Raw genomic sequence first — 11,805 nt, forward strand, 5'->3', positions numbered from 1 at the left:
CCCTCAATGTTTGCAAACTTTAATGTTGTAATACTTTATTTTTATGTCCATTTATATTTGTGGGTAATAGTAAGAAATAAAATGTACTGGGGAAAGCGTTTTTGGGGAAGAGGATACTTTAGTGCTACCAGCGGACATATCACAGATGAAGTCATTAATGAGTACATCAATAAACATACAGATGCACATCAGCCTCATTCTATATCTAGTATAAGATTGGAGTAGCTTTAGCTTCTCACCGCGCTTCCAGCGCTATATCCAACCTTTCGGCTCTCAGCCGATAGTGGTTGAGCCATTCTTTGATGATGATATGCGTGATCAAGGAATTTCGCAGTCTGCAGCAATAGTAAATAGAGAGCTAGTTCTGCCAATAGATGTAGAAGTTGCAGATATTGAAAAAGGTGGGGAAAGATATCTTTTGCCGTATGAACTTGAACCGGTACTGGAGCAGCTTTTACAGACTAAAGGAGAAAAGATCAATCCATACCAAGCTTTTGATCCAGTACCGGCACAAATTACTCTAAATAAAAACATTGACCACTGGACAGAGGTTACCACGAATTGGAAAAGTCCAGTAACAAGAGTATTTAATGTTAAAGAAACGACAGAGCTGCTGTCAAGTACTTCATACGAAACTGAATTTATGAGAGAAGCAATACAGAATTTTGAGATCGAAGGTTTTGAACCAGATGAAAAGCTTAAGGAAGTAAAATTTGATGGCCTAAGTATTCAACCAATAGCATAGAAGGCAAGTGGAAAAAAGAGCTAACAACCAGGGAAAATTAAAGGGAAAGGTGAAAGTACCAGCAAACATTCCAGCCGGTACTAAATTAGTGCAATTTTATGGGAATAAAGGAAGCTATGGAGAAGCAACTTATACTGGTAAAAAAACAATTACCATAGAAGAAAGAAGAAGAGTTATCGCAGCAAGACGAGTTGACCCTTTAGCCCAAACATTTACTCTAAATGAAAGCAGACACATAGGAGGTGTAGAGCTATGGTTCATAAATAAAGGCAAAAAACGTGTTGTTGTGCAGATTAGAGAAACAGCAGTGGGAATGCCATCGCAGACTGTTATTGCTGAAAGCTATATTGAGCCGAAAGATATAAAAGTAGATGGCACAGCAACACGTATAGAGTGGTCACCAGTGTTTTGCCATGCAGGAGAGGAGTATGCAATAGTACTGCTTACTGATGATCCTGGTACTGCAGTAAAAATAGCAGAACTTGGCAAATATGATGCAGTAAACAGCCGTTGGGTAACAAGTCAACCATATCAAGTTGACCTTACCCAGAAAAAGTAGACAGAAAGTTAAGACGTTTTTGAAGTAAAATAAAACGTTTTTTCAAAGAGGTGTGGTATGACAAAAAGAAAAGAATATACAGCAGAATTCAAAATTGAAGCTATAAGACTAGTAAAAGAAACAGGTCAATCATCAGCAAAAATAGCAAGAGATTTGGGTATTAGCGGTGATTCATTAAGCAGATGGGTAAAAACATACAATGATAGAATGTCTGGAGTAGATGCGTTTCCAGGAAAAGGGAAAGTAGCTCATTGTGACAAAGAAAAGTTTTATTTAAAGAAAGAGCTGGCAAGAGTAACGAGGGAAAGAGACATTTTAAAAAAAGCCCTGGGATATTTTGCAAACCAAAAAGAGTAAAATATTCTTTTATAAAAGAACATGAAAACTGCTATAAAATACGGGAATTATGCAGATTTTTGAACGTATCTGCTTGTGGTTATTATAAATGGATTACTAAGGAAAAAAACAACAAAAAATCAATAAGAGAAGAGCTCATACAAGATATTCAGAAGGTATATCGAGCATCACAATGCAGATACGGAGCTCCTAAAATTCACGCTGAATTAAAGGCTTTAGGTAAAAATTATAACATCAAAACAGTGCAAAATGTTATGCAGAAAAATGGCATTCAAGCTAAGCTTAGACGAAAGTTTAAAAGTAAAAAACCACAAATAGACAATAGAGTTATAACTCCTAACATATTAAATCAGAATTTCATCGCTGATCAACCTAACAAGATATGGGTAACTGATATTACGTACATAAAAACTAATGAAGGATGGTTATATTTGGCAGCAATAATAGATTTATATTCACGCATGGTGATTGGCTGGTCAATGAGTAATGCAGTAAATAGGCAATTAGTTATAGATGCGTTATTCATGGCTATTGGTAGGCGCAAATCTGCTAAAAATCTACTATTTCATAGCGATCAAGGATCGCAATACACCTCTAAAAATTATCAATTTTTACTAAGTACAAAAAATATTACTTCTAGTATGAGTCACAAAGGTTGTTGTTATGATAATGCTGTTTCAGAGAGCTTTTTTAGTTCACTTAAGAGAGAGTTACTCATTGATACTTCACAACACTCTGCACAACAAGCTAAAACCGCAATATTTGAATATATAGAAATTTTTTATAATAAACAGCGTAGACATTCTACTATTAACTATTGCATTCCTGAGCTTTTTGATTCATCATTCTCATAGCAAAAACGTCTTAACTTTCTGTCTACTTTTTCTGGGTAAGGTCAAGTAGGAGTATTACTGTCATCTAGCAATGCAAGCACCTGGACACCGCATCAGAATTTAGATTTAACGTTTCGGCTTTTAGCTGCAAAATTTAGTGAAGTTTCTCATGTTGTTGATCTGGGCAAAGTTACTGTAAATAACGTATCAGATTTAATTGTTTTGACGAACGTCGAAAAAGTAGCATTTGATACCAATGTGGAATTTATCTTAACGTTAGATTCTTTAACTGAATTTAAAATTTGTAGCTTAACATTGTAGTCTTCAGCAAGCCTTAATAAAGCTGACAAATCCTTAGGAAAACATGATCCTCCAAATCCTGGACCAGCTTTGAGAAATTCCTTACCTATTCTATGGTCCATTCCCATACTGTTAGCTAAAAGGTCAATGTCTGCTCCTAATAGCTCACATAAACCTGCCATCTCATTGATAAAAGCAACCTTTGTTGCTAGAAAAGCATTAGAAGCATATTTAATCATTTCAGCAGTAACTGTATCAGTGACTATTAACGGAATATTCTTATCTATAAATGATCTATATATAACTTCTAGTTTTGCCCTAGCTAGCTTAGTTTTTACTCCTATTATTATCCTATCTGGGTATAAAAAATCTGATACTGCAGAGCCTTGCTTGAGAAACTCTGGATTAACTCCCAAATCAAAGTTATAGCCCTTATTAGATAAATAATTATGTATATTTTCTGCAGTACCAGGAGGAATAGTTGACTTTATCACTATTAAGCAATCTTGATTAACCCTCTCAGAAACTTCACTTACTGCATTATATACATTCTTTAAATTTGCATTTCCTAGGGAGTCTGATGGAGTATCTACAGTTACAAATACTACTTCTGTATTGGGATTTATTTGAGAATACGAATCAAAAAATCTTATCCTTTGTGACTTTATATTATTCTCTAAATAATCTGCTAATCCAGGTTCATATAGAGGAATTTTCCCTGATTTCAAAAGTTCAATCTTCTCAGTATTTATGTCAATGCAATCAACTTTATGGCCCTGCTCCGATAACATTGTACCAGATACTAAGCCTACATACCCTACTCCTATAATAGTTATGTGCATTTTACTATCACCTTAAAAATGTAGCTTAGCATCTAAAATAAATACCATTAACAATTATAAACTTTTGTTGTTACATTATTTTTCTTAATTGCCTTACCTTCCGAATAAGCTATAAATAAGGTTGATGGTATTAATATCAAAGTACCATATAAAGCACTTTTATCAGGTAATTCATTAAATATAACGTATGTTACTATTGCAGAAATTATTAGCTCTATGTATCTATACGGTGCAAGTGCAGTAGCATCAGTAAGAGCAAAAGCTTTTAACATGAAGAACAGAATTAGGTTTGAACTTATTCCTAAAATCAGCAGTAATACTAACTCCAACAAGGAAGGCATATGCCAATAAAATAACAAAGGTGGAGTAGAAAAAATAGTTGTCGTTAGAGCTGAATAAAATAACATACTTATTACTGACTCTTTTATCACAAGTTTCTTATTAAGTATGTCTAATATAGCAAAGATTAACGCAGATACAATAAAAATAAGAATTTTAGGATTAAAGTCTTCACTATGAGCTTTGGTGGTAATAGCAATACCAACAAAACCAATAATAGTTACTATCCATCTTTGCCAAATTATATTTTCGTTTAGTAAAGGGATTGCAAGAAGTATAACAAATAATGGTATAGAAAAACTTATAATCGTTGCAGTTACTATGGGGAAAACAGTCAACCCGTAAGTCCATAAGGTCATTCCACAAAACAACAACCCACCCCTGGTTATTTGAGTAGATATTTGACTTGTTTTAAAAGTTTCTATTCCATAGTAAAACATAAAAGGTACAAGGGTAATAGTGGTAAACAGAAAGCGGAAAAAAATTATTTCAAAACTCTGAAGATGTAAACTTAGATATTTTGATATAGTATCATTAGCTACACTACTAAGTAAGCTAAGTATAAACCAGATAACCCCAAACAAATAAGCTCTCAATCTGTAATCCATAAAGCTTCTGATTTAATAGATACGATGTACTCATATAATTTTACTACAAAACTAATAATATAAAAGTTTTCTGATGTACGTCCCCAGAATGTGATCGTAAGGGTTCATTATAAATAATTCGGGAAATTTCGTCTCTTTAGACATATTAAGAGCTATGTAACGAACGTTTATATTTGTGAGTAATAGTAAGGCTCAAGGTAAGGAAAATGCTAGTGAGGTAAAGTAGAATAACGTTAATTTGATAATTTAAGCTCATTCCCTCTTGCTACATCTCTCTTTAATATCTCCTCTTTTGCAGCAGGTCTATAATTACTGCTTAAATTTAGGTGCACACTAATTTTTCGATTTATATATTATTCTAATGCTTGTATAATACCTTCATTGAATATTTGATTTTGAGGTAATTAGATGCCAAAAAGTAAAACTAAACGTGGAACGGAAGATTTGAAGGGTAATGCAGGCCCAAGCAAAAGATCTCGTCTCAGTTCTGATCCTAAAAAAAATAAAGAGATTATCTCTAGCAAAGTAATAAGTAAGCTGAAGGATGTTGTTAAAGGTGATAGAACTTCAGCTATTGAGGAATGGGTCAAGGCTCACCCTGTAACAGTAGAGGGTCTAACCGTTGAGCAATCGGACCTCTTATGTAATGCGTTTCGTGATGAATCTTGTTGGTCAGGTGCGACACTAGATGTTGCTAAATTGGTAGGAGAATTAGCTAAATCAGGTGTGTTGAATCCATTTGCTATATATAAAATAGCATGTATTGAGTGTGTAGAGAGTGAAATTAAGCAATTATTTGACAAGGCGTTAGAGTCTTTTAGATCTGACTTATCTCATAAAGGTGCATGTGAGGAAGATAGGAATTTAGCTTGCAGTGATAAGCTTGCAAGAGTTGAATTGTTAAGTTCCATGGGAAGACGTGATCCTGTTTTCAATTTCTGGATTGATCAAGAATCAGGTAACCTTAGAGAAAATATAGAAGCAGAAGATGGATTTAATAAGGCTGTAGATTTCAAGTGGAGTAAGGGAGTGGAACACTTCTATAATCGTCTGTGTTCTGAAGAAAAATTAGTGAAAGAAGAGAGAGAAAAATTGCTAGTTTCTGCTATTGCAAAATTATCTCCATTGCAATCTAGCTATAAACTTGCTTCTACCTTAAGTTCCCTTCTAGGTAAAGTCATAAGCGCAAAAGTAGATCATAAGTCACTACTTGGGCTACCGAATAAGAAAGATAGGGGTGTGATCTATCGTCCTCTTAGTTACTTAGTAGAGCACGGTTTTCTTTGCACAACTAAGTATGTTATCCAGTACTTGAGCGAGGGATGTTCAAGATCTGAAGTAGAGAAAATGCTTTCACCTAGAGGATATGCACATCTTCTCTCATCGCTTTCATTTGTTGTAGTTTCTAAAGATTATGACTTGGATAACAGGAATGAAGCAAGGTCAGCTATTAGCAGTCTTTGGGAATCTAGTGTATTTAACCAAAATAAAATAAATGTTGTCGATCCTTTTAAAGATAGGATTGCTTTTGTTGCAATGGAAAATGCAATTTCAAATTTGATTGTAGATCAGGAGAACAGCAAGGATACTCAAAGTGCTGGCGATGGTGAAAAAGTTGATTTGGTCTTGAGTATTTTAAAGTTTGCTAAAGATTGTTGTTCAGACAAAAGCTTTAAATCATTAAAAGAGAGGATAGCAAATAGTTTAGATAAAACAAGGAATTCTAAGATGATAGATGCAACTAGCTCCTGCAATTTAATAGAAGAGTTGTGTAAGTCAGCGAGAAATTTGAATTTATTCTCTGCTAGCACTGAAGGTCCTCAATCTACGTTAGTGGGTACTAATGTTAGTATTTCGCCTGCTGCAGTTGTTAACAAATAGGAGTATTTATGCATGGTAATAATGAAGATCGTGAATTAGTTAGGGCTTTATTAAGTGGAGGTTGTGATGAGTTTAGTAGACAATTTGTAGGTTTTTTAAACAACTGTCCATCTTTTTTGCATTCGGCTAATAAGCCTGGCTTTTTTCCTACATTCTTTTTTGGTATGTTTTCTACTGCACATGATGCAGGTATATTAGTTGAAGATGAAAGAGTCTATTTTCGTTTTGACAATTATGGAAATCTAAAAGTTGCTGTTCTCACTAATAAAGAAAATAGAAGAATAGTCAGGTGTTATACTGTTGCTGATAATGAGAACAGCCCTGGGTCAAGGTTTAGTGCAGAAGAGAAGCAGCAGGTAGAAGAGAATCTTCCACAAGAATTACAGGAAGATAAGGATCTGGATTGGGAAGAGTATAAAATATTTCGGTTTGGAGAAGAATGTAGGTTTATTCATGAAATAGATAGATTTCCTCAACGTGATGAACCTGGAGCTCCAATTTTTCATGAAATTAACCCAATCAGAGAACAAGGTGAATTGTTAGACCTGATGAGTGAGTTGGCAAATGATGATACAGGAGAAGTGCGTACTAATGTTAAAAGAATTTTGGAATATGTTATTGATATCCATGATGAACATGAAGATAGCTTAGTGTTTCGTGCAGAGTCTGATTACCACGGTTTTCTGTGTGGGTTTTTAGTAAATTTTAGATACCGAGCTGTGGCTGATTTCTACCCAGAGCTACTTATAGGAAAAGGTTATGCAGATGTTGTTTTGCTTGTTCGTGGTGTTGATCAGACAAATGATTCGGTTCCAATTATAATTGAGTTGAAGGTTGGTGATGAGGAAGGATTAGAGCAAGCTAAAGATTATGCTAAAAGTTGTTCTGTTTCGTCTTTGCCTATTCATACCTCATCACCAAGTGCTGTTTGTGTAGCGTTAAATTTTCAATTACGTGGAGGTGCTGGTCTCCGAACTTCTGTGCAGGCCTTTTCAGAAGGTGGTCTTTCCTTAATACCGGGTTTACTACATCCTCATGGAAATGGAGTTAGGGGAAATGTAAAACGTTTTTTACAACCCATAGCATCAGAGTTCACTCAATCGCCTCATTGTAACACTTTTTCCTGTACGTCATCGTTTGTTTTTGGAAATGTTTTATCTACAAGGAGGGACTTAGAAACAAATGATGGGCGGGAGGTAAGGGTTACCAAGTATCTATTTAACCACTCTCAGGGAGAGAAAATGAAACGTACAGGTGGTAGGGGAGATGCAGCAGATATTGTAAGCCATGCGTTAACTTTAGCTCTATTTTTATCAAATATTGGTTTTGTTGTGCTTCACATTTTTCGTCGTTTAAAGTGGCAGACTTTACCAGACAAAGCATTGAACCTGTCGTTACTGCCTCAAGCCACAGATGATGCTAAGGTGCGTCAAGTACTTTGTGAAGTAGATGTCCAGGGTCATCTGGAAGTGGCTTCTGCAAAGAAATTCGAATCACTACGTGCTTACTCACGTTCTCATAGTGAAGGTTATTTCGAGGGAAGGTTTTCAGAACAAATGGGTAATGTTAGGAATTTACATCAACTTGCAGATCAGTTGATGAGTGCTGAGCCTAATTTTGGTAATGATGGTAATGTTAATGGTGAGTACAGGGCTAGGTATGAAGTTTTATTTAATGAGATTTCTCGTCTGTTGTCTCCGTTATTAAATGGAAACCGTCTACTCGTGAACAATGAAGCTAAATTTCAGGCTTTGTTGCGTGGGATATTTCAAAGTTGCGATAATCCTGCCAAGGTAATTATTGAGTTCCAGCTACAGAGAGGAAGGAAAATAGACCTAGTATTATCAAAATCTGCGGAAAATGATGATACTCATCCAATTGGAATAGAGTTGAAGTATGCTAACACCGCAGAACAAGTTGAACGAAAAAGGGTGGAGGCAAATCGACAGTTAAGTGAATACGAATTTTGTGGAGGATGCAAGCGTATTACTGGGGGAGATGCGATGGTTTTGTTATACGCTATATTAAATGCTGTAGGACAAGAGCAGGATCTGATATTGATTGGTGGGCTTCGTAGAGCATCTGGGTTTTCTAGATGACTTGTAACTAATAAAAGTACCAAAGATAAGGTTGTTTATGGGTAAAATTATGCATTAAGCTAGAGTACGTTTGAGTAAGGTTGGAGAAAAAGCAAGGTCTTTGAGCAAGAAAATTTGATTTATGTTTTCTTAAGTTAAAGTTAACCTGATGAAGTTTGTATAATTTATTGTTGGAGTTTTTTTGTTCTATTTTTACTGTAAGTTCGATCTGCTCTATCTTTGGTCTTTTTTTCTTAGTTTTGCGGCAAGTCTAATATTTTTACTACTTAATGGAATAACTTGCAGAAAGTGGAGATATAATGCTAAGGCAGAGGAGCTCAGACAGTTATCTTAAACAATAAAGAAATACTAAAGGCAAAAGATACGCTTGCGTAGTTCGAAAGCTTTCTATAGGATAAGCCTCACCTGATTTACAAATAGAATTGTTATGTTAGATGTTTGCTATTTATTCTTAAGCTCATTTTAACAGCATTTTGCTTTTTTTAGTATGTAGGGGTTTTCTAGGAATTATCCTACTGAATTCTATGATATTATTTTTTGTAACATTGTTATACATTATAATGCACCCATTTGTCTAGACCATTTTTTTCAAAGTGATCCGATTTTTAAAATGAATATGTTGATAAATACGTCGACACATATTTAAAGTATTTATGAATATATTCATTTACTGTTTATGATAATAGAGATCAGCAGGAACTTTATAATGTAGAGTCTGATGTCGCCTTCTATAGTTATACCAAGCAACAAAATCGTTTATTATAAGATTCAAATCTCTGATACTATTTGGTCTATAATAATATATAGCTTCTTGCTTTAAAGTTCTCCATAAGCGCTCAACAAATATATTGTCGAAGCAACGTCCTTTATGGTCCATACTGATTTTAATATTAGCACGCTCTAATTCCATAATAAAGTTGTAGCTAGTAAACTGCACCCCTTGATCACTATTAAAAATCTCAGGTTTACCTTGTTTTAGAGCTTCTTTGAGAGTATAAAGGCAAAATCCAGCATCGAGATATGGTGATAATGAATGAGCAATAATATAGCGACTATACAAGTCCATTATTGCCACAAAATAGATAAACTTACCTTCTACCATAATATATAGTAGCCCATACCTGATTAACTCTACAAATAATCAAATCTTTGACTCAACCACTATCGGCTGAGAGCCGAAAGGTTGGATATAGCGCTGGAAGCGCGGTGAGAAGCTAAAGCTACTCCAATCTTATACTAGATATAGAATGAGGCTGATGTGCATCTGTATGTTTATTGATGTACTCATTAATGACTTCATCTGTGATATGTCCGCTGGTAGCACTAAAGTATCCTCTTCCCCAAAAACGCTTTCCCCAGTACATTTTATTTCTTACTATTACCCACAAATATAAATGGACATAAAAATAAAGTATTACAACATTAAAGTTTGCAAACATTGAGGGTAAAAAATGGCAAACAGGAATAATGAATGGGCTGAAAATGAATTTGGAGATGCTGTACTTGGAGATAAAAGGTTAACTGACCGATTAGTAAATATTGCTGATAGTTTTACAAGTTTACCTGAAAGCTCAATCAATCAGGCGTGTGGAAGTTGGTCAGAAGCAAAAGCAGCATATCGTTTTTTTCAAAATGAGAACGTGAAAGAAGGCGATATTCTAGCTTCACACGTTGCTAAAACAGTTGAAAGAACAAAAGCCCATAAAAAAATTTTTGTGATCCAAGATACAAGTTATATTTCATACACAGACCATGAAAAAACAAGTGGATTGGGAGTTATTACAAGAAAACATAGTCAAGGTATTATAATGCATACAGCTCTAGCTGTTAGTATAGAAGGTTTGGTACTAGGGATACTAGATCAAAAAATTTATTCAAGACCTGAAGAATCTGAAAACATAAAAAAAAAGAACAATGACAGTATCCGCATTGAAGATAAAGAGAGTATAAAATGGTTAGAAACTTTAAGCAACACAAACAACATTATTGATTCAACTCAAACTGAGACTATAACTATATGCGATAGAGAAGCAGATATATATGAGTTTTTTGAGCTTGCACATAATCTTAATTCGGCAGTGTTAGTTAGAGCTTCCAAAGATAGGGCAGTAAATAGAAAATCTCGATATCCTGAAAAAGGTGAGCAGAAGTTATGGGAATTTATTAAATCCTCTCATTGTGCAGGTACGGTAAAAGTTGAAGTTCCTGCAAAAGATAATAAGCCAAAAAGAACAGCACATTTGGAAGTTAGATTCGGAAAGTTTATTATGCATCCATCTAAGAATAGTATTAGGCATAAGAAAGAAGAATTACTTAAATTACCACACTATGCAGTTTACGTTGTTGAAAAAGACTTTCCTTCTGAAACAAGTCCGCTAGAGTGGATGCTTTTAACAAATCTTCCAGTCAATACCTTTGATGAAGCTGTTGAAAAAGTTAGGTGGTATTGTCTTAGATGGAAAATAGAAATATTACATAAAATTTTAAAATCTGGTCTCAAAGTTGAAGAATGTAGGCTTGGAACAGCAGAAAGGTTGATGCGATATTTAACAGTAATGAGTATTATTGCTTGGAGAATTTTCTTTATTACAACAATTGCAAGAACTGATCCAACATTACCGTGTACTACCTTATTAGCCGAAGAAGAATGGAAAGTTCTATATGTAAAAATACATAGAAAACCATGTTCAAATGCAACTCCTACTATAAAAGAAGCTGTTTCATGGGTTGCTCAACTTGGAGGACATTTGGCTAGAAAAAATGATCTAGAACCAGGACCCATTACTATTTGGAAAGGATGGAGACGTCTCTTTGATCTAGCAGAAGGATGGCGACTTGCTCACGAACTTTATATTTGTGGGTAATAGTAAGATTTTATTTAGCTCTGGAAATTCTTGTTGAATTTTGCGTGAAGACCTGCCTTTGGCTCTTTGAACAAAATCACTCACAGCTATATGAGGAGGTATTACTACGAATAAATGTAAATGATCTGATGATATTACTCCGTTTTCTATCTTAATCCCCATTTCTTCAGATACTTCTGCTATGATTGTTCGTATTCTCTCCTTCATAGCCTTAGTTAATACTCTGTACCGATATTTTGTAATCCAGACTATATGGTACCTATGATAAAATACAGTGTGTTTTCCTTTGTCATATTCCGTCATAACTATACTTTATAAAGTACAGTTATGACATTGACAAACTAAAGTTTCTCCACCTAGAAGGTGGAGGCTTGTACC

At 34.7% G+C, this 11,805-nt stretch carries 9 protein-coding genes and 5 pseudogenes; 9 read left to right on the forward strand and 5 right to left on the reverse strand.

Annotation, left to right across the window (positions count from 1 at the left end):
• Positions 1-6: 6 nt before the first annotated feature.
• From ABWU33_RS04195 to ABWU33_RS04220, 6 genes and pseudogenes are all read left to right on the forward strand, one after another.
• Positions 7-225, forward strand: a complete 219-nt coding sequence (locus ABWU33_RS04195) for a transposase (RefSeq protein WP_353280353.1) — start codon at positions 7-9, stop codon at positions 223-225.
• Positions 226-286: 61 nt separating this feature from the next.
• A pseudogene (locus tag ABWU33_RS04200) lies at positions 287-745 on the forward strand (DUF4815 domain-containing protein); the annotation flags it as partial.
• 7 nt (positions 746-752) lie between these two features.
• A pseudogene (locus tag ABWU33_RS04205) lies at positions 753-1,283 on the forward strand (hypothetical protein); the annotation flags it as partial.
• A gap of 78 nt (positions 1,284-1,361) precedes the next feature.
• Positions 1,362-1,661: a transposase gene (locus tag ABWU33_RS04210; RefSeq protein ID WP_353280344.1), complete on the forward strand. Its 300-nt coding sequence runs from the start codon at positions 1,362-1,364 to the stop codon at positions 1,659-1,661.
• The gene (locus tag ABWU33_RS04215; RefSeq protein WP_353273672.1) at positions 1,637-2,515 is read left to right on the forward strand and encodes an IS3 family transposase; all 879 of its coding nucleotides are present in this window, start codon (positions 1,637-1,639) and stop codon (positions 2,513-2,515) included. The genes ABWU33_RS04210 and ABWU33_RS04215 overlap by 25 nt, the downstream gene beginning before the upstream one ends.
• 42 nt (positions 2,516-2,557) lie before the next feature.
• Positions 2,558-2,770 (forward strand): annotated as a pseudogene (locus tag ABWU33_RS04220) (hypothetical protein); the annotation flags it as partial.
• A gap of 23 nt (positions 2,771-2,793) precedes the next feature.
• On the opposite strand, the pseudogene ABWU33_RS04225 reads toward ABWU33_RS04220, so the two are convergent.
• Both ABWU33_RS04225 and ABWU33_RS04230 read right to left on the reverse strand, forming a co-directional pair.
• Positions 2,794-3,636 (reverse strand): annotated as a pseudogene (locus ABWU33_RS04225) (UDP-glucose dehydrogenase family protein); the annotation flags it as partial.
• A 47-nt stretch (positions 3,637-3,683) separates the two neighbouring features.
• Entirely contained in the window at positions 3,684-4,583 is a 900-nt protein-coding gene (locus ABWU33_RS04230; RefSeq protein WP_226079616.1) for a DMT family transporter, read from the reverse strand.
• Between the two features lie 408 nt (positions 4,584-4,991).
• On the opposite strand from ABWU33_RS04230, the gene ABWU33_RS04235 reads away from it, so the two are divergent.
• Positions 4,992-6,464 (forward strand): hypothetical protein, encoded by a 1,473-nt coding sequence (locus tag ABWU33_RS04235; protein ID WP_077188281.1) that lies wholly within the window; start codon positions 4,992-4,994, stop codon positions 6,462-6,464.
• An 8-nt stretch (positions 6,465-6,472) separates the two neighbouring features.
• Positions 6,473-8,563 (forward strand): PD-(D/E)XK nuclease domain-containing protein, encoded by a 2,091-nt coding sequence (locus ABWU33_RS04240; RefSeq protein ID WP_226079617.1) that lies wholly within the window; start codon positions 6,473-6,475, stop codon positions 8,561-8,563.
• Positions 8,564-9,230: 667 nt separating this feature from the next.
• Here ABWU33_RS04240 and ABWU33_RS04245 read toward each other — a convergent pair.
• Positions 9,231-9,717, reverse strand: a pseudogene (locus tag ABWU33_RS04245) (transposase); the annotation flags it as partial.
• A gap of 66 nt (positions 9,718-9,783) precedes the next feature.
• The gene (locus ABWU33_RS04250) at positions 9,784-10,002 is read right to left on the reverse strand and encodes a transposase (protein WP_353280353.1); all 219 of its coding nucleotides are present in this window, start codon (positions 10,000-10,002) and stop codon (positions 9,784-9,786) included.
• A 12-nt stretch (positions 10,003-10,014) separates the two neighbouring features.
• On the opposite strand from ABWU33_RS04250, the gene ABWU33_RS04255 reads away from it, so the two are divergent.
• Positions 10,015-11,427 carry an IS4-like element ISWosp2 family transposase gene (locus tag ABWU33_RS04255; protein ID WP_264686125.1) on the forward strand — a complete coding sequence of 471 codons (1,413 nt, stop codon included), beginning with the start codon at positions 10,015-10,017 and terminating at the stop codon, positions 11,425-11,427.
• On the opposite strand, the gene tnpA is transcribed toward ABWU33_RS04255, so the two are convergent.
• Positions 11,380-11,730 (reverse strand): IS200/IS605 family transposase, encoded by a 351-nt coding sequence (tnpA, locus tag ABWU33_RS04260; protein ID WP_353280351.1) that lies wholly within the window; start codon positions 11,728-11,730, stop codon positions 11,380-11,382. The two genes, ABWU33_RS04255 and tnpA, sit on opposite strands and share 48 nt — an antisense overlap.
• Positions 11,731-11,805 lie beyond the last annotated feature (75 nt).

This window comes from Wolbachia endosymbiont (group B) of Cyclophora punctaria (genome assembly GCF_964028235.1).
In the GTDB taxonomy this organism is placed as follows: Bacteria; Pseudomonadota; Alphaproteobacteria; order Rickettsiales; family Anaplasmataceae; genus Wolbachia.

Excerpts from the sequence above, each read along its gene's own strand:
- ABWU33_RS04195 (WP_353280353.1), top strand. The coding sequence starts at position 7 with ATGTTTGCAAACTTTAATGTTGTAATACTTTATTTTTATGTCCATTTA.
- ABWU33_RS04210 (WP_353280344.1), top strand. The coding sequence starts at position 1,362 with ATGACAAAAAGAAAAGAATATACAGCAGAATTCAAAATTGAAGCTATA.
- ABWU33_RS04230 (WP_226079616.1), bottom strand. The coding sequence starts at position 4,583 with ATGGATTACAGATTGAGAGCTTATTTGTTTGGGGTTATCTGGTTTATA.
- ABWU33_RS04235 (WP_077188281.1), top strand. The coding sequence starts at position 4,992 with ATGCCAAAAAGTAAAACTAAACGTGGAACGGAAGATTTGAAGGGTAAT.
- ABWU33_RS04240 (WP_226079617.1), top strand. The coding sequence starts at position 6,473 with ATGCATGGTAATAATGAAGATCGTGAATTAGTTAGGGCTTTATTAAGT.
- ABWU33_RS04250 (WP_353280353.1), bottom strand. The coding sequence starts at position 10,002 with ATGTTTGCAAACTTTAATGTTGTAATACTTTATTTTTATGTCCATTTA.
- ABWU33_RS04255 (WP_264686125.1), top strand. The coding sequence starts at position 10,015 with ATGGCAAACAGGAATAATGAATGGGCTGAAAATGAATTTGGAGATGCT.
- tnpA (WP_353280351.1), bottom strand. The coding sequence starts at position 11,730 with ATGACGGAATATGACAAAGGAAAACACACTGTATTTTATCATAGGTAC.